This is a genomic window from Streptomyces sp. R302 (assembly GCF_012927245.1).
Taxonomy (GTDB): domain Bacteria; phylum Actinomycetota; class Actinomycetes; order Streptomycetales; family Streptomycetaceae; genus Streptomyces.
Genome location: NZ_JABBGE010000001.1, coordinates 415,707 through 432,758, shown reverse-complemented (window position 1 = coordinate 432,758; position 17,052 = coordinate 415,707). Strand labels below are relative to the sequence as shown.

The following is a 17,052-nucleotide window of genomic DNA, read 5'->3' as shown; positions in this document are numbered from 1 at the left end:
TCTCGGGGGCGGGCGCCGCGCCGGGGACGTTCCTTGTACTACCCAGAGTACGCGCCCGGGCCACCTCGGGTTCCCCGGCGGGGTCGGCGGCGGGGACGGGGGCGGGTCGGGGGCGGGGCCGGGGGCGGTTCAGCGGGCGGAGCCGAAGAGCGCGGTCCGCATCTCGCGGGCGGCGGCGCGCACGGCCCGGGCGACGGTGGCGACGGGTCCCCACACGTACCGGCGCAGCCAGTGGCCGACGGGGGTGAGGACCACCCGGTACACCCAGGCGAGGGGCCGGCCGATCGCGTTCCACAGCACCCAGCGGATGGCGCGGCCGACGGCCCGGGAGATCGTGCCGGCGACGCGCCAGGCCCAGGCGAGGGCTGCGCCGACGACGCGGCAGACGGGGCCGAGCACGTACCGCCAGAGCCAGGTGAGCGGGGTGACGAGCAGCAGGTCGACCACCCGCCACAGGGCCTTGCCGACGGGGACCAGGACCCATTCCCACAGCCACCGGAGGGGCACGACGAGGACGTAGTGGAGCAGCCACCCGAGCGCTCGGCCGATCGGGGCGAGGACCCACTCCCACAGCCACCGGAGGGGGACGACGAGCAGGTAGTGGAGCAGCCACCCGAGCGCTCGGCCGATCGGGGCGAGGAGCCGGCGCCAGAGCTGCCGGCCGGACCAGGCGAGGGCGTCCCGGAGCAGCCGGAAGGGCAGGACGACCACGAGGGCGATGGCGCGTGCCACTCCCGTGAGGCAGCCCGGGTTTTCCGTGTTCATGCCCAGATGGACGGCGACGGCCCGGCGGAGGGTTTCCCCTCCGCCGGGCCGTCACCAAGGCGTTACCCGTGCCGGGCGCGGACTACTTCACCACGCTGAGCGGCAGCAGCTTCTTGCCGGTCGGGCCGATCTGGATGTGGGTGTCCATCTGCGGGCAGACGCCGCAGTCGAAGCACGGGGTCCAGCGGCAGTCCTCGACCTCGGTCTCGTCGAGGGCGTCCTGCCAGTCCTCCCAGAGCCAGTCCTTGTCGAGGCCGGAGTCCAGGTGGTCCCAGGGCAGGACCTCCTCGTAGGAGCGCTCGCGGGTGGTGTACCAGGCGACGTCCACGCCGTACTCGGGGAGGGTCTTCTCCGCGCACTCCATCCAGCGGTCGTACGAGAAGTGCTCGCGCCAGCCGTCGAAGCGGCCGCCGTCCTCGTAGACCGCGCGGATGACGGCGCCGATGCGGCGGTCGCCGCGGGAGAGCAGGCCCTCGACGATGCCGGGCTTGCCGTCGTGGTAGCGGAAGCCGATCGAGCGGCCGTACTTCTTGTCGCCGCGGATCTTGTCGCGGAGCTTCAGGAGGCGGGCGTCCGTCTCCTCGGCCGACAGCTGCGGGGCCCACTGGAAGGGGGTGTGCGGCTTGGGCACGAAGCCGCCGATGGAGACGGTGCAGCGGATGTCGTTCTGGCCGGAGACCTCGCGGCCCTTGGCGATGACGTTGATCGCCATGTCGGCGATCTGGAGGACGTCCTCGTCGGTCTCGGTCGGCAGGCCGCACATGAAGTACAGCTTCACCTGACGCCAGCCGTTGCCGTACGCGGTGGCGACCGTCCGGATCAGGTCCTCCTCCGAGACCATCTTGTTGATGACCTTGCGCATGCGCTCGGAGCCGCCCTCGGGGGCGAAGGTGAGACCGGAACGGCGGCCGTTGCGGGTCAGCTCGTTGGCCAGGTCGACGTTGAAGGCGTCGACGCGGGTCGAGGGGAGGGACAGGCCCACCTTGTCCTCGGTGTAGCGGTCCGCGAGGCCCTTCGCGATCTCACCGATCTCGGTGTGGTCGGCGGAGGACAGCGAGAGGAGGCCGACCTCCTCGAAGCCCGTCGCCTTGAGGCCCTTCTCGACCATCTCGCCGATGCCGGTGATGCTTCGCTCCCGCACGGGGCGCGTGATCATGCCGGCCTGGCAGAAGCGGCAGCCGCGGGTGCAGCCGCGGAAGATCTCGACGGACATGCGCTCGTGGACGGTCTCCGCGAGCGGGACGAGGGGCTGCTTGGGGTACGGCCACTCGTCGAGGTCCATGACGGTGTGCTTGGAGACGCGCCACGGCACGCCCGAGCGGTTGGGGACGACGCGGCCGATGCGGCCGTCCGGCAGGTACTCGACGTCGTAGAACGCCGGGATGTAGACCGAGCCGGTCTTGGCGAGGCGGAGGAGGACCTCCTCGCGGCCGCCCGGACGCCCCTCGGCCTTCCACCGGCGGATGATCTCGGTCATGTCGAGGACGGCCTGCTCGCCGTCGCCGATGATCGCCGCGTCGATGAAGTCCGCGATCGGCTCGGGGTTGAAGGCCGCGTGGCCGCCGGCGAGCACGATGGGGTGGTCGATCGTCCGGTCCTTGGACTCCAGCGGGATGCCCGCCAGGTCGAGGGCCGTGAGCATGTTGGTGTAGCCCAGCTCGGTGGAGAAGGACAGGCCGAACACGTCGAACGCGCCGACCGGGCGGTGGCTGTCGACCGTGAACTGCGGCACCTTGTGCTCGCGCATCAGCTCTTCGAGGTCCGGCCACACGCTGTAGGTGCGCTCGGCGAGGACGCCCTCGCGCTCGTTCAGTACCTCGTAGAGGATCATGACGCCCTGGTTGGGCAGGCCGACCTCGTACGCGTCCGGGTACATCAGCGCCCAGCGGACGTCGGCGGACTCCCACGGCTTGACCGTGGAGTTCAGCTCTCCACCGACGTACTGAATCGGCTTCTGCACGTGCGGGAGCAGAGCTTCGAGCTGCGGGAAGACAGACTCGGCAGCAGACATCTCGAACCTTCGTGAGCTGGCAGGGGGGCGACTCTCAAGCGTACCCCGGTGCTCAGCGGCTCAGCGCCGCGCGGAGATCCGGGGCCGAGGCCCGCTCCCAGACACCGGGCAGTTCCCGCTCCCGGGCCGCCGCGGCCGCTTCCTGCCGCGCGTACAGGACGCCCCAGGTGAAGGAGGGTTCGCCGGCCTCCTCCGCCTCGGCGGCGAGGTCGCGCAGGGCCCCGCGGGCGACGACGGCGTCCTGGTGGTCGCCGAGGAGGGACTGGACGGACTTCATCCTCTTGGAGAACCGTTTGGCGGGCTTGCCGAGGGTCGGTACGGCGGCGTCGGCGGCGTACCGGGCCCGTTTGGCGGCCTTGCGGGCCTCGTGGAGGGCGAGGTCGCGGTCGTGGCCGGGGGCGAGGTCGAGGGCGGGGCCGATCCGGTCGGCGAGCCGCCGGTAGTCGCGCCGGATCGCCTTCGGCAGCACCTTCTCGGCCTTCTTCCGGGCGCCCGGCCTCAGCGGCGGGTCGGCGAGGAGTCCGTCGAGGGCGTCGAGGAGGGCGAGGTGGCGGGGCGAGTCGAGGGCGTCGAGGGCGCGGCGGCGGGAGCCGGTGGAACGGGCCCGGTCCCAGGTGCGCAGCCGGCCGCGGACCGGGCCGTGGAGCTGTTCGCGGTCGAGCCCGTCGAGGGCGTCGCCGAGGCGGGCGGCGAGGACCTCCTGGTCGCGGGCGTGGCCGAGCTCGCCGGCGAGCCACTTCAGCTCGGCGCCGATCGGGTCGGTGACGTCCCGGTCGAGGACCTTGCGGTAGGTCTTGAAGGCGCTGCGCAGCCGCCGGCAGGCGACCCGGAGCTGGTGGACGGCGTCGGGCAGGTCGCGGCGGACGGCGGGGTCGAGGCGGACGAGGGCCTCGGCCTGTTCCCGTACGTACGCGAGGACGGCGGCGCGCGCCGTGCCGTCGGCGTCCGTCTCCGCGGGCCGCTCGGGTTCCAGGCCGGTCTCGCTCAGGGCGCGGGCGAGCTTGGAGGGGGCGTCGGAGGGGTGGATGCCGGCCTTCCTCAGGCGTTTCTCGACGGCGTCGAGGACGGCCGGGTCGGCGTCGTCCGCGAGCTCGACCTCGATCTCGGTCCAGGCGGCGGTGGCGTCGCCGGAGCCGCCGGCGAGGAGGCGGTCGGCGCGGACGGTGTCCACGGAGAGCTCGGCGAGGATCGTGCCGTGCCCGTCCCTGAGGTGGCGTACGTCTCGGGAGGAGCGGAGGCGGACCACGGGGATGACTCCGGCGTGGCGGACGCGGGAGCGCAGGAGCCCCGCCAGGGAGGGCGGGAGCGCCTCCGTGAGCGGGGCCCTGATCTCGTCGCGGACGCCGGCGGCGACCGGGAACTTGAGGTGCCAGCCGGCGTCCGAGCCTCCGGTGCGGCGCCGGAGGGTGAGGGAGTCGGCGGCGAGCCGGAGGCCGGCCGTGTCGTAGTAGACGGCGTCGAGTTCGGTGACGCCCTCGGCCGTCACGGACGCGACCCCGGCCGCGCGGGTGAGGTCCGGCAGCCGGGTGTCCGCGGTGGCTTCGTACTTCCGCTCGATCTCGCGCTTGGTCTCGGCCATGGATCGAATCTAGCCCCCGGGGCGGCCGGGCGTCAGGCGGTCATCGGCCGTTGCACCCGGATCGACTGGAGGAGTCCGACGGCGACCCAGACGGCGAACATGGAGGAGCCGCCGTAGGAGACGAAGGGCAGCGGGAGGCCGGCGACGGGCATGATGCCGAGGTTCATGCCGATGTTCTCGAAGGCCTGGAAGGCGAACCAGGCGATGATGCCGGCGGCGACGACGGTGCCGTACAGCTCCGTGGTCTCGCGGGCGATCCGGCAGGCCCGCCACAGGATGACGCCGAGCAGCAGCAGGATGAAGCCGGAGCCGATGAAGCCCAGCTCCTCGCCGGCGACGGTGAAGACGAAGTCGGTCTGCTGTTCGGGGACGAACTGTCCGCTGGTCTGGTGGCCGTTGAAGAGGCCGGCGCCCCTGAGGCCGCCGGAGCCGATGGCGATGCGGGCCTGGTTGGTGTTGTAGCCGACGCCGGACGGGTCGAGGTCGGGGTTGGCGAAGGCGGCGAAGCGGTTGATCTGGTACTCGTCGAGCATGCCGAGGGTGGTGACGAGGACCGCGCCGGCGATGCCGGAGCCGATGAGGCCGAGGACCCAGCGGTTGGAGGCGCCGGAGGCGAGCAGGACGCCGAGCACGATCACGATCATCACCATGACCGAGCCCAGGTCGGGCATGAGCATGATGATGCCCATGGGGAGGGCGGCGAGCACCAGGGACTTGGCGACGGTGCCGTGGTCCGGGTGGAGCTGGTCGCCGGCGTCCACCTTCGAGGCCAGCAGCATCGCCATCACCAGGATGATGGTGATCTTCACGAACTCGCTGGGCTGCAGCGAGAAGCCGCCGCCGACCACGATCCACGCGTGCGCGCCGTTGATGGTGGCGCCGAGCGGGGTGAGGACGGCGAGGATCAGCACGATCGACAGGCCGTAGAGGACCGGGACGGCCCCGCGCAGGGTGCGGTGGCCGAGCCAGACGGTGCCGATCATCAGCGCCACGCCGATGCCGGTGTTGAGCAGGTGCCGGAAGAGGAAGTAGTACGGGTCCCCGTTGTTCAGCTCGGTGCGGCCCCGGGTCGCCGACCAGACAAGCAGCGAGCCGATCAGGGAGAGCGCCAGGGCCGAGAGCAGGATCGACCAGTCGAGCCGGCGCAGCACCGAGTCGCGGGCGGTCAGCCGGGCGACGGCGCCGCGCTCGGGGGCGTAGCGGGAGACGAAGAATCTCCTCCGCTTCTTCATCGGGTCAGTCCCTCCTGTTGGCGGGCGTGCCCGCGAGCGGCGGCGGCGCGGCGCCGTTCCGCTCGGCCGGGTCGACCAGCTGGGACTTGGGGTCGTACGCCTTGATCGTCGGAGCGTCGATGGTGCCGTCGGCGTTGACCTTCGGCAGCGTCTTCTGCGGCCCGGGCAGCAGGGCGCGCTTGAGGTTCTGGTTGCCCGCGTCGTCGAGGCCGTAGAGGGCGTCGTAGATGTTGCGGACGGCGGGGCCGGAGGCGCCGGAGCCGGTGCCGCCCTGGGAGATGGTCATGACGATGGTGAAGTCGTCGGTGTAGGTCGCGAGCCAGGAGGTGGTCTGCTTGCCGTAGACCTGGGCGGTGCCGGTCTTGGCGCGCATCGGGATCTTGTCCTGGGGCCAGCCGCCGAAGCGCCAGGCGGCGGTGCCGCCGGGCTCGACGACCGAGCGCAGGCCCTTGTCGAGGTCGCGGATGGTCTTCGCGTCGACCGGCAGCTTGCCGTGGGCCTTGGGCTCGATCTCGCGGACCTGCTTGCCGTCGGGGCTGATGACCGCCTTGCCGACGGAGGGGTCGTAGAGGGTGCCGCCGTTGCTGATGGCCGCGTAGATGGTGGCCATCTGGATGGGGGTGACGAGGACGTCGCCCTGCCCGATGGCGAAGTTGATGCTGTCGTACGCCTTCAGCTGGTTGCCTTCGAGGCAGTTCTCGTAGGCGATCTGCTCGACGTAACTGCCGCCCTTCTTGCCCTGCTTGCACCAGCCGTCCTTGTTGGCCTCCCAGAACGCCTGCTTCCACTGGCGGTCGGGGATGCGGCCCTTGACCTCGTTGGGCAGGTCGACGCCGGTCTCCGAGCCGAGGCCGAAGTCGCGGGCGGTCACGTAGAACCAGTCCTTGGAGTCCTTGTTCGCCGTGATGCCGCCGTCCTTCTGCCACTCCTTGTGGCCGAGGGCGTAGAAGACGGTGTTGCAGGAGTACTTGAGGGCTTCGCCGAGGGTGATGGGGCCGTGCCCCTGGGACTCGAAGTTGGCGAAGCTGCGGCTGCCGAGGCTGTAGGAGGCGCTGCAGTTGTACTTGTCGTTGAAGTCGTAGCCGGCCCGGACGGCGGCGCTCGCGGAGATCACCTTGAAGATGGAGCCGGCCGGGGCCTGGCCCTGGATGCCGCGGTTGAGCAGCGGGTAGTTGGACTTCTTGCTGGTGAGGGCGGCGTAGTCCTTGGCGGAGATGCCGCCGATCCAGACGTTGGGGTCGTAGTCGGGCTGGGAGGCCATGGCGACGACCCGGCCGGTCTTGGTCTCCATGACGACGACGGCGCCGGAGTCGGCCTCGTACTTGCGGCCGGTGATCTTGTCGGTCTCGCCGCGGACGGTCTTCATCGCCTGCGCGAGCTCGTACTCGGCGACGGCCTGCACGCGGGCGTCGATGCTGGTGACGAGGGTGGAACCGGCCACGCCCGGGTCGGACTTGGTCTGCCCCATGACGCGCCCGAGGTTGTCGACCTCGTACCGGGTCACGCCGGCCTTGCCGCGCAGCTCCTTGTCGTAGGTGCGTTCGATGCCGGAGCGGCCGACCTGGTCGGAGCGGAGGAACGGGGAGTCGGTGTCCTTGGCCTTGGTGATCTCGTCGTCGGTGACGGGCGAGAGGTAGCCGAGCACCTGGGCGGTACGGGCCTTGCCGGGGGCCGGGTAGCGGCGGACGGCGGTGAGCTCGGCGGTGATGCCGGGGAAGTCCTCGGTGCTCTCCCGGATGGTGAGCGCCTGCTGGACGGTGGCCTCGTCGGTGACCGGGATCGGCTGGTAGGGCGAGCCGTTCCAGCAGGGCTTGGGCGTCTTGGAGTCGCAGAGCCGGATCTTGTTGGCGACGTCCTCGGGCTTCATGTTCAGGACCCCGGCGAGCCGGGTGAGCACGGCCTTGCCGTCGTCCTTCATCTTCATGAGCTCGGTGCGCGAGGCGGAGACCACGAGCCGGGTCTCGTTGTCGGCGAGCGGGACGCCGCGGGCGTCGAGGATGGAGCCGCGGACGGCCGGGGTGACGACCTGCTGGATGTTGTTGCTCTTGGCCTCGTCGGCGTACTCCTTGCCGTTGCGGATCTGGAGGTACCAGAGCCGGCCGCCCAGAGTGAGCAGCAGCGAGAAGACGAGGACCTGGATGACGACGAGCCGGGTCTGGACCCGGGGGGTCCTGCCGGTCTCGGGGATGTTGCTCATGCTGCCGTTGCCCCCTCGGTCACAGTCGCTTGACTCCCTTGATGCGTCCGGCCCGGCCGGCGCGGGTACGGGCGGCCTTGACGCGCAGGCCGCCGCGCTGGGTGCCGATCCTCAGGCCCGTGCCGGAGGAGAGCCAGCCGGAGGCGACGTCGCCCGCGCCCGTCCCCGTGGCGTCGGCGACCGGGTCGTTCTCGGCGCGCCGGGCCAGGGCCATGACGAGCGGCACCGTGAAGGGGGCGAGCAGCAGGTCGTAGAGGACGGCGGTGAAGAGCAGGGAGGTGAGACCGACGTGGCGGGCGGCGTTGTCGCCGACGAGCGCGCCGACGCCCGCGTAGAGCAGGGTGGAGCCGACGGCCGCGCCGACGACGGCGGCCATCGGGCCGACGGCGGAGGTGAACCGGCCGTTCTCGGGCCGGACGAGGCCCACCAGGTAGCCGACGACGCAGAGTACGAGGGCGTAGCGGCCGGCGGCGTGGTCGGCGGGCGGGGCCAGGTCGGCGAGGAGGCCGGCGGAGAAGCCGACGAGCGAGCCGGTGACGGGCCCGTGCACGAGGGCGAGGGCGACGACGGTGAGGAGGACGAGGTCGGGGACGGCGCCGGGGAGCTGGAGCCGGGCGAGGACGGAGACCTGGACGACGAGGGCGACCACGATCAGGGTCGCGGAGAGGAGGATGCGGTTGAACTTCACGGTGTCGCGTCCCCCTGGTCGTCCGGGTTCTGATCCTGTACGGGGTCCTGCGCCTGGTTCTGCGCCTGGTTCTGGTCCTGCGCGGGCTGCTGGGCCTGGTTCTGGTCCTGCGCCTGGTCCTGCGCCTCGTTCTGGAGCGGCTGTTCGGCCTTCTCCCCCTGGGCCTGCTCGCCCTCGGCCGGCGGCTTCGCGGTGACCGTGACGGTGACGGTCGGCGCGGGCTTCGGCTTCTGCGGCAGCACCGTGTCGCGCGGGTCGGAGCGGGGGGCCTGGACGACGACGCCGACGATGTCGAGCTTGCTGAAGCCGACGTACGGGCGGACGTAGACGTTGCGGGTCAGTCCGCCGCCCATCGGGTCGACGCGGACGATCTCGCCGACGGGCACCCCGGGCACGAAGGGCCGGGCGCCGGCCGAGCCGAAGGTGACGAGGCGGTCGCCCGGCTTCACCTTGGCCTTGCCGTTGAGGAGCTGGACGAGCAGCGGGCGGTCGCCCCGGCCGGTGGCGAAGCCGAGTTCGTCGGACTTCTCCATGCGGGTGCCGACCGTGAAGTCGGGGTCGTTGGCCAGGAGGACCGTGGAGGTCGTCGGGCCGACGGTGGTGACCCGGCCGACGAGTCCGGCGCCGTTGAGGACGGTCATGTCGCGCTGGATGCCGTCGCGGGCGCCCACGTCGATGGTGACGGTCCAGGAGAAGCCCTGGGCCGACCCTATGGCGATGACCTGGGCGCCCTTGATGCCGTACTGTCCGGCGCCGGCGGTCTTGAGCAGGGAGTCGAGCTCGCGCAGCCGGTTGCGGTTGCGGTCGTCGCTGCCGAGCTCGGCCTTGAGCTCGGCGTTCTCCTTCTCCAGGGCGGCGATCCGGGTGTTGCGTTCGCCGGAGTCGCGGACGGCGCCTATGGCGTTGCCGATCGGGTCGACCGCCGCCGCCACTCCGTTCTCGACCGGGCCGAAGACGGCGGCGGCGGCCTGCCGGGCGCCGTCGACCGGCGACTCCTGGCCGCCGCGGATGTCCACCGTGATCAGCGCGAACGCGATGGCGACCAGCAGCACCAGGAGCAGCCGGCTCTCTCGTGTGTCCCTCACGTGCGGCGGCCGTGCCCTTCCTCGTGGTTCGTTGTGCAGATGTTCGTACCGTTGCGTACCGCTTCGTACCGTACGGGCTCACGCCCGGCCGGTGGTTCAGCGGCGCGGCTGGGCGTCCAGGACCTGCTGGAGCGCCTCGAACTCCTCGACGCACTTGCCGGACCCGAGGGCCACCGAGTCCAGCGGGTCCTCGGCGATGTGGATCGGCATGCCGGTCTCACGGCGCAGCCGCTCGTCGAGGCCGCGCAGCAAAGCGCCGCCACCGGTGAGAACGATGCCGCGGTCCATCACGTCACCGGAGAGCTCCGGCGGGCACTTGTCGAGGGTGGTCTTGACGGCGTCGACGATCGCGTTGACCGGCTCCTCGATCGCCTTGCGGACCTCGGCGGCCGAGATGACGACGGTCTTGGGGAGACCGGAGACGAGGTCGCGGCCGCGGATCTCGGTGTGCTCGTCCTGCTCCAGGTCGTAGGCCGAACCGATGGTGATCTTGATCTGTTCGGCGGTGCGCTCACCGAGGAGGAGGGAGTACTCCTTCTTGATGTGCTGGATGATCGCGTTGTCCAGCTCGTCGCCGGCGACCCGGATGGACTGTGCCGTGACGATTCCTCCGAGGGAGATCACCGCGACCTCGGTGGTGCCGCCGCCGATGTCGACGACCATGTTGCCGGTGGCCTCGTGGACGGGGAGGCCGGAGCCGATGGCGGCGGCCATGGGCTCCTCGATGATGTGCACCTGGCGGGCGCCGGCCTGGGTGGACGCCTCGATGACGGCGCGGCGCTCGACGCCGGTGATGCCGGAGGGCACGCAGACCACGACCCGGGGGCGGGCCAGGTAGCGCCGCTTGTGGATCTTGAGGATGAAGTAGCGGAGCATCCGCTCGGTGATCTCGAAGTCGGCGATGACGCCGTCCTTCAGCGGGCGCACGGCGACGATGTTGCCGGGGGTCCTGCCGATCATCTTCTTCGCCTCGGCACCCACCGCGAGGATTCCGCCGGTGTTGGTGTTGATCGCGACGACGGACGGCTCGTTGAGGACGATGCCTCGACCCCTGACGTACACCAGCGTGTTGGCGGTCCCGAGGTCGACAGCCATGTCACGGCCGATGAACGACATGAAGTTCCCCTTGTTTCCCATGGCTGAGGGTGGTGCGGCGAAGAGTTTTCATCGTAGTGCCGCTCACGCGGATGGCGCGCGCTGGCCCACCTCTGTACTAGGTGACGGTAGGACGCGGCGATCCGTTCCCGGGATTGGCGTTCATATGCCTGGGGGCGACCGAATTCCATCGGTCGCCCCACAACTGGCTGCCGTTCGGCTGACGGCGGGTCAGCGGAGGGTCAGGCGAGACCGGGGAAGAAGATCTTCAGCTCGCGCGCGGCGGACTCCTCGGAGTCCGAGGCGTGGATGAGGTTCTCGCGGACGATGGTGCCGAAGTCGCCGCGGATGGAGCCCGGGGCGGCGGCGATCGGGTCGGTCGGGCCGGCCAGCTGGCGGACGCCCTCGATGACCCGCTCGCCCTCGACGACGAGCGCGACGACCGGACCGGAGGACATGAAGCCCATCAGCGGCTCGTAGAAGGGCTTGCCCTTGTGCTCGCCGTAGTGCTGCTCCAGCGTCTCCTGGTCCAGCTCGCGCAGCTCCAGGGCCGCGAGGGTCCAGCCGGCCTTGCGCTCGATGCGGCCGATGATCTCGCCGACGAGGCCGCGGCGGACCGCGTCGGGCTTGAGCAGGACGAGCGTGCGCTGGCTCACGGGGGGAACTCCTTCGGGAGGGATGTGCGGGCCTGACGAATCTACAGGGCCCGCACCGCCCTCCGTCACGCAGCGTCAGGCCCTGCGGAGCCCTGGGCCGTGGCGTTCGAGGCGGCCCAGCGGGCCTTGATCTCGTCCACCTTGCGCCCGTAGTGCACCGAACACCACCACAGCACGGCGAAGACGGCCCCGAGGAAGTACATGACGGGGACGAAGAAGCCGCTGGCGATCAGCCCGATCTGGAGCGCCCAGCCGAGCTGGACGCCACCGGGGCGGGTGATCATCCCGCAGAGCAGCACGGAGAGGGCCATCGCGACGCCGCACACCCACCAGACGGTGGAGCCGGCGAGCGAGTCGTCCTTCATGGCGACGAGACCGGCGAAGCCGATGACGAAGAACTCGCCGATGAGGGTGGAGGAGCAGAGCGTGCGCATTCCGGGTCAGCCCCTCTTGAGCAGCAGCCGGGCGTCGCCGACCGTGAAGATCGAACCGGTCACGAGCACACCGGCGCCGCCGTACTCGGCCTCCTCCTCGGCGAGCGTGATCGCCGTCTCCAGGGCGTCGGGCAGCCGCGGCTCCACGACGACCCGGTCCTCGCCGAAGACCTCGACGGCGACCGCGGCGAGCGCGTCGGCATCGGTGGCGCGGGAGGTGGAGTTCTGGGTGACGACGACCTCGGCGAAGATCGGCTCGAAGGCCTCCAGGAGCCCGCGGGCGTCCTTCTCGCCGCTGGTGGAGACGACGCCGATGAGCCGGGAGAAGCCGAAGGCCTCGGAGACCGCCTCGGCGGTGGCGCGGGCGCCGTGCGGGTTGTGCGCGGCGTCGAGGATGACCGTCGGGGAGGAGCGCACGACTTCGAGACGGCCCGGCGAGACCGTCTGGGCGAAGGCGCGCCGGACGGTCTCGACGTCGAGGGTGCGGGCGTGCTCGGCGCCGATGCCGAAGAAGGCCTCGACGGCGGCGAGCGCCACGGCCGCGTTGTGCGCCTGGTGGGCGCCGTGCAGGGGCAGGAAGATGCCGTCGTACTCGCCGCCGAGGCCGCGCAGGGTCAGCAGCTGGCCGCCGACGGCCACCTCGCGGGAGACCACGCCGAACTCCATGCCCTCGCGGGCCACGGTCGCGTCGACCTCGACGGCCTTCTTCAGGAGCACCTGGGCGGCGTCCACCGGCTGCTGGGCCAGGACGACCGTCGCGCCCTGCTTGATGATCCCGGACTTCTCGACGGCGATCTCGCCGGTGGTCGCGCCCAGCCGGTCGGTGTGGTCGAGGTCGATGGGGGTGACGACGGCGACGGAGCCGTCGATCACGTTGGTCGCGTCCCAGGTGCCGCCCATGCCGACCTCGACGACGGCCGCGTCGACCGGGGCGTCGGCGAAGGCCGCGTACGCCATGCCGGTGAGGACCTCGAAGAAGGAGAGGCGGTACTCCTCCCGGGCGTCGACCAGCTCCACGTACGGCTTGACGTCCTGGTACGTCTCGATGAACCGCTCGGCGGAGATCGGGGCGCCGTCCAGGCTGATCCGCTCGGTGATCGTCTGCACGTGCGGCGAGGTGTAGCGGCCGGTACGCAGCTCGAAGGCGCCGAGCAGGGACTCGATCATGCGGGCGGTCGACGTCTTGCCGTTGGTGCCCGTGATGTGGATCGAGGGGTACGCGCGCTGCGGCTCGCCCAGCACGTCCATCAGCGCCGCGATCCGCTGCACCGAGGGGTCCAGCTTGGTCTCGCCCCAGCGGGTCGAGAGCTCGGTCTCGACCTCGCGCAGCGCCTTGTCCAGCTCCGGGTCCTCGGGGCGGGTCGGCACGGGGTCGCCCTGCGGCGGACCGGCGACGGCACGCAGGGTGCGGCTGCCGGCCTCGATCACCGCCAGGTCGGGGTCTCGGTCGGTGGCTTCGCCGACGAGGTCGTCGAAGTCCTCGTCGATGTCGTCGGCGGGCTCGTCGGCAAAGTCTCGCGGGTCGCTCGGGTCACTCACGGGGTCAAGTCTACGGAGCCGCACCGACAGGACGACGGACCCACCCCTCCCGGCGCATCCGGCGGACCCGCCCTGCCCTCCCCGCGAACGGCCCCCGCGCCCGGCGGGGGGCCGTTCGCGGGGCGGTTCAGGTCGGCAGGCCCGAGGGGAGGACGGCGCGGACCGCGTAGGCGGCGTCCTTCTCGCCGGCCGTGAGGGTGCCGCCCATGCTGGCGACGCGTTCGTCCATCGAGACGAGGCCCGTGCCGGTGGAGACGGGGGCGCGGTCGGGCGGGGTCCCGGGGAGGGGGTTGCGGACCTCGATCCACAGGTCCGGTCCCGCGACGCCGATCACGACCCGGACCGGCAGGCCCGGGGCGTGCTTCGCCGCGTTCGTCAGGCACTCCTGGACCACCCGGTACACCGCGGTCTGCCGCAGCGGCGAGAGCGCCTTCACCTCCTCGGCCACGTCCAGCTCCACCGGGCTGCCCATCCGCTCGCTCTCCTCGGCGAGGTCCGCGAGCCCCTCCAGGCCGGGCGTGGCGCCCTCCCGGTCGGCGCGCCGCACGAGCGTCTCGTTCAGCATGAGGTGGGCGCGCCGGGCGGTGTCGGCGAGCTCCTCGAAGTCCTTCTGGTGGGCGTCGCCCCTGGCCCGTACGGCGAGCACCTCGGCCCGCACCGCGAGGACGGTCAGCTCGCGGCCGACCAGGTCGTGGACGTCCCGGCCGACCTGGATCCGCTCCTCCTGGACGGCCTGCCGGGCGGCGGCCTCGCGCCGCTGGACCTCCAGGGCGCGGACCAGGTCGTGGCGGTGGGCGGCGATGCCGACGCCGGCCGCGAGCACGCCGATCGGGACGACGAGGCTGAGGAAGTCGCTGAGCGTGGCGCCGTGCTGGACGGGCCAGCCGGGCGTCAGGAAGTAGCCGTACGCCACGCCGATGTAGAGCAGGGTGGCGGCGACGGCGGCCCGCCGGCCCCGGAAGCGGCCGATCGAGTACAGCGCGAACTGGATCAGGGTCACCTCGTGCAGCCAGCCCATCAGGCCGAGCGCCACGAGATACGGCACCCAGGGCGCCCGCCGGCGCAGGGCCAGGGTGGACGCGCCGGCGGCGAGGACGAGGGTGGCGGTGGCGCCGGTGAGCGAGTTGTCGCCGCGGGCGAGCCCCGGCACGTCGAGGAGCATCAGCGCGAAGGCGCTGAGCGCGGCGACGACGTCCAGGGCGCGCGGTGAGGCGGCCCACCGCTCCGCGCGGCGGCGCAGCGCGGGGACGGTGGGGAAGCGGAGCATGCCCCCATCATCCAGGGTCCTTGGTCCCGGCGCCGTGGACCCGAAGTCCCGTCTGCTGTGAGATCAGGCACTTCGTCCCCATACCTGTTTGACTCGGAGACGTGTCCGATTCCCCTCCCCCGGATCCGGCGGTCGCGGAGCCGACCGTCGCGGAGCCGACCGTCGCGGAGCCGACCGTCGCGGAACTCCTCGACGCGCTGCCCCAGGCGGCCGCCGTCGTCGGCGACGGCCCGCGGGTCCTCAGGGCCAACCGGCGCTTCCGCGCCCTGCTCCGACTGCCCGACGCCCTGGACCCGACCGGGCGGGACGGCGGCGAGCGGCTCCTCGCCCACGCCGCCGCGCTGCTCGCCCGTCCGGAGGAACGCGCCCGCTTCCTCGCCGACGCCCGCGCCCACGGCCCCGTCACCCGGACCGCCGACTACCACCTGGCGGACGGGCGGATCCTGCGCCGCCGCCGCTCCCCCGTCGGCGCCACCGCGCACCTGCTCCTCATCGAGGACGTCACCCGCCGGCACGAGGCCCGCGACGACCTCGACCAGCGGGTCCGCCGCCTCGCCGAGCTCACCGACGAGCGGACCGCCTTCGCCGGCCGCGCCCTGCACGAGCTGCGCACCCCGCTCGCCACCGTCGTCAGCTTCGCCGAGCTCCTCCTGGACCCGGCGAGCGGCCCGCTCGACCCGGAGCGGACCTCCTACCTGGAGGCGATCCTGCGCAACGCCCGCCGGATGACCTCGATCGCCGCCGCCCTGCCCCGGGCCGCCGCCGGCGAGGACCCGCCGGACCCGCGCCGCGCCGAGCCCCGGCGCGGCCGGGTCCTCGTCCCCGAGCTGGTCGAACGGGTGGCCCTGGAGGCGCTCCAGCGGACCGGCGGAGCGGGGCCGTACCTCACCGTCGACGCCCCGGCCGGCGGCCCCCCGCTGCTCGCCGACGGCTGGCTGCTCACCGGCGCCCTGGAGGAGCTGGTCGCCAACGCGCTGCGGTTCACCCCCGCCGACGGCCGGGTGGAACTGACCGCGCGGCCGTCGGACGGCCACTGGACCGTCCAGGTGAGGGACACCGGGATCGGCGTCCCGCTGGAGTACCAGGAGGAGGTCTTCACCCCGTACGTCCGCGCCCCCAACGCCCGGCGCGGCGGCTACCCCGGCACCGGCCTCGGCCTGGCGACCGCCCGGGAGGCGATCCGGCTGCACGACGGCACCCTCACCGTCCACAACCGCCCCGACGGCCCGGGCGCGATCTTCACCCTCCGCCTCCCGATACCGAGCACGCAGGACGTCTGCGACCCACGGACCGGTACGAGGGACAGCCGGGGCCCGCGGACCGGCGCGGCAGACAGCCGGGATGCACGGACCGGCACGACGGACAGCTGGGATGCGTGGACCGGCACGACGGACAGCCGACGCCCGCAGCCCGGCACGACAGACAGTCAGGACCCACGGACCGGCACGACGGACAGCCGGGATGCGTGGACCGGCACGACGGACAGCCGACGCCCGCGAACCGGCACGACAGACAGTCAGGACCCACGGACCGGCACGACAGACAGTCAGGACCCACGGACCGGCACGACGGACAGCCGGGATGCGCGGACCGGCACGACGGACAGCCGACGCCCGCGAACCGGCGCGGCCGACCTCCCAGTGCCGGACGCCGTGGACCTCACGCGACCCGGCGCGGCCGGTCTCCCGGTGCCGGGCGTCGAGGGGCTTGCTCGGCCCGGCGGCGCGGCGGACGGCCCGGACCCCGGACCGTGACCCGGTTGCTCGTCGTCGAGGACGACGCCGATCTCGCGCTCGCGCTGCGTGTGCTGCTCACCCGTGGCGGACACGACGTCTCGCTCGCCGCCGACGGCCGCGAGGCGCTGCGGCTGCTCTTCGCCGAGCGCCCCGCACTGATGGTGCTCGACCTGGTCCTGCCGGGCCTCGACGGCTGGGAGGTGCTCGACCGCACCCGGGACATGAGCGATCTTCCGGTCCTCGTCCTCTCCGGCCTCGGCGAGGTCGACGACCGGGTCAGGGGGCTGCGCTCCGGCGCCGACGACTACCTGGTGAAACCGTTCGCCCAGGCCGAGCTGCTCGCCCGGATCGACGCCCTCCTCCGGCGTACCGGACCGGGCGCCTGGGCCGGCGAGACCGTCGAGGAGGACCTCCGCCTCGTGCCCGAGCGCCGCTCCGCGCTCTGGCTGGGCGCCGAGGTCCGGCTCAGCGACATCGAGTACCGCCTCCTGCAGCTCCTGGTCCGCAACCGCGGCCGGGTCGTCACCACCGAGCAACTGCTCGACCAGGTGTGGGACGACGCCTCCGCCGTCGGCCGCGACCGGGTGAAGTTCGGCGTACTGCGGCTGCGCCGGAAGCTGCGGTACGCGGGCGGGCCGCACTCCCGCGACCCGATCGAGTCCGTCCGCGGCCTCGGCTACCGCTACGACTCCGGGTGACGGTGACGGTGACGGTGACGGTGACGGTGACGGTGACGGAGAACACCGGGGTCCGGGACGAAGGTCCCGG

The 17,052-nt window shown here is 72.3% G+C and carries 14 protein-coding genes; 2 read left to right on the top strand and 12 right to left on the bottom strand.

The window, feature by feature from the left end:
• Positions 1 to 129 precede the first annotated feature (129 nt).
• The 12 genes from HHL19_RS01895 to HHL19_RS01840 form a co-directional block, all read right to left on the bottom strand.
• The gene (locus tag HHL19_RS01895) at positions 130 to 765 is read right to left on the bottom strand and encodes a hypothetical protein (protein ID WP_169084857.1); all 636 of its coding nucleotides are present in this window, start codon (positions 763 to 765) and stop codon (positions 130 to 132) included.
• 82 nt (positions 766 to 847) lie between these two features.
• Entirely contained in the window at positions 848 to 2,776 is a 1,929-nt protein-coding gene (locus tag HHL19_RS01890) for a TIGR03960 family B12-binding radical SAM protein (protein ID WP_169084855.1), read from the bottom strand.
• Between the two features lie 52 nt (positions 2,777 to 2,828).
• Entirely contained in the window at positions 2,829 to 4,355 is a 1,527-nt protein-coding gene (locus HHL19_RS01885; protein WP_169084853.1) for a CYTH and CHAD domain-containing protein, read from the bottom strand.
• A 32-nt stretch (positions 4,356 to 4,387) separates the two neighbouring features.
• A complete protein-coding gene (gene rodA / locus HHL19_RS01880; RefSeq protein WP_169084851.1) occupies positions 4,388 to 5,587 on the bottom strand; it encodes a rod shape-determining protein RodA in 1,200 nt (399 codons plus the stop codon).
• A gap of 4 nt (positions 5,588 to 5,591) precedes the next feature.
• Positions 5,592 to 7,784, bottom strand: a complete 2,193-nt coding sequence (gene mrdA, locus HHL19_RS01875) for a penicillin-binding protein 2 (protein ID WP_169084849.1) — start codon at positions 7,782 to 7,784, stop codon at positions 5,592 to 5,594.
• Between the two features lie 19 nt (positions 7,785 to 7,803).
• Positions 7,804 to 8,472, bottom strand: a complete 669-nt coding sequence (mreD, locus tag HHL19_RS01870) for a rod shape-determining protein MreD (RefSeq protein ID WP_169084847.1) — start codon at positions 8,470 to 8,472, stop codon at positions 7,804 to 7,806.
• Entirely contained in the window at positions 8,469 to 9,557 is a 1,089-nt protein-coding gene (gene mreC, locus HHL19_RS01865; RefSeq protein WP_169084845.1) for a rod shape-determining protein MreC, read from the bottom strand. Before mreC ends, mreD begins: the two co-directional genes overlap by 4 nt.
• A gap of 96 nt (positions 9,558 to 9,653) precedes the next feature.
• On the bottom strand, positions 9,654 to 10,673 hold the full coding sequence (locus HHL19_RS01860) for a rod shape-determining protein (protein ID WP_019886273.1): 1,020 nt from the start codon (positions 10,671 to 10,673) through the stop codon (positions 9,654 to 9,656).
• 221 nt (positions 10,674 to 10,894) lie between these two features.
• The gene (ndk, locus tag HHL19_RS01855; protein ID WP_169084843.1) at positions 10,895 to 11,308 is read right to left on the bottom strand and encodes a nucleoside-diphosphate kinase; all 414 of its coding nucleotides are present in this window, start codon (positions 11,306 to 11,308) and stop codon (positions 10,895 to 10,897) included.
• A 65-nt stretch (positions 11,309 to 11,373) separates the two neighbouring features.
• Positions 11,374 to 11,742, bottom strand: a complete 369-nt coding sequence (locus HHL19_RS01850; protein WP_169084841.1) for a DUF4233 domain-containing protein — start codon at positions 11,740 to 11,742, stop codon at positions 11,374 to 11,376.
• A 6-nt stretch (positions 11,743 to 11,748) separates the two neighbouring features.
• Positions 11,749 to 13,281 (bottom strand): folylpolyglutamate synthase/dihydrofolate synthase family protein, encoded by a 1,533-nt coding sequence (locus tag HHL19_RS01845; RefSeq protein ID WP_346768229.1) that lies wholly within the window; start codon positions 13,279 to 13,281, stop codon positions 11,749 to 11,751.
• Positions 13,282 to 13,408: 127 nt separating this feature from the next.
• Positions 13,409 to 14,548, bottom strand: coding sequence for an ATP-binding protein (locus HHL19_RS01840; protein WP_169084839.1), 1,140 nt, complete (start codon positions 14,546 to 14,548; stop codon positions 13,409 to 13,411).
• 101 nt (positions 14,549 to 14,649) lie between these two features.
• Here HHL19_RS01840 and HHL19_RS01835 point away from each other — a divergent pair, with 101 nt between their 5' ends.
• Together HHL19_RS01835 and HHL19_RS01830 are read left to right on the top strand one after the other, a co-directional pair.
• On the top strand, positions 14,650 to 16,302 hold the full coding sequence (locus tag HHL19_RS01835; RefSeq protein ID WP_169084837.1) for a PAS domain-containing sensor histidine kinase: 1,653 nt from the start codon (positions 14,650 to 14,652) through the stop codon (positions 16,300 to 16,302).
• Positions 16,299 to 16,982: a response regulator transcription factor gene (locus HHL19_RS01830; protein WP_169084834.1), complete on the top strand. Its 684-nt coding sequence runs from the start codon at positions 16,299 to 16,301 to the stop codon at positions 16,980 to 16,982. Before HHL19_RS01835 ends, HHL19_RS01830 begins: the two co-directional genes overlap by 4 nt.
• Positions 16,983 to 17,052 lie beyond the last annotated feature (70 nt).

What these genes read in the sequence shown, in the direction of transcription:
- HHL19_RS01895 (WP_169084857.1), bottom strand. Translation starts at nt 765, where the DNA reads ATGAACACGGAAAACCCGGGCTGCCTCACGGGAGTGGCACGCGCCATC.
- HHL19_RS01890 (WP_169084855.1), bottom strand. Translation starts at nt 2,776, where the DNA reads ATGTCTGCTGCCGAGTCTGTCTTCCCGCAGCTCGAAGCTCTGCTCCCG.
- HHL19_RS01885 (WP_169084853.1), bottom strand. Translation starts at nt 4,355, where the DNA reads ATGGCCGAGACCAAGCGCGAGATCGAGCGGAAGTACGAAGCCACCGCG.
- rodA (WP_169084851.1), bottom strand. Translation starts at nt 5,587, where the DNA reads ATGAAGAAGCGGAGGAGATTCTTCGTCTCCCGCTACGCCCCCGAGCGC.
- mrdA (WP_169084849.1), bottom strand. Translation starts at nt 7,784, where the DNA reads ATGAGCAACATCCCCGAGACCGGCAGGACCCCCCGGGTCCAGACCCGG.
- HHL19_RS01860 (WP_019886273.1), bottom strand. Translation starts at nt 10,673, where the DNA reads ATGTCGTTCATCGGCCGTGACATGGCTGTCGACCTCGGGACCGCCAAC.
- HHL19_RS01850 (WP_169084841.1), bottom strand. Translation starts at nt 11,742, where the DNA reads ATGCGCACGCTCTGCTCCTCCACCCTCATCGGCGAGTTCTTCGTCATC.
- HHL19_RS01840 (WP_169084839.1), bottom strand. Translation starts at nt 14,548, where the DNA reads ATGCTCCGCTTCCCCACCGTCCCCGCGCTGCGCCGCCGCGCGGAGCGG.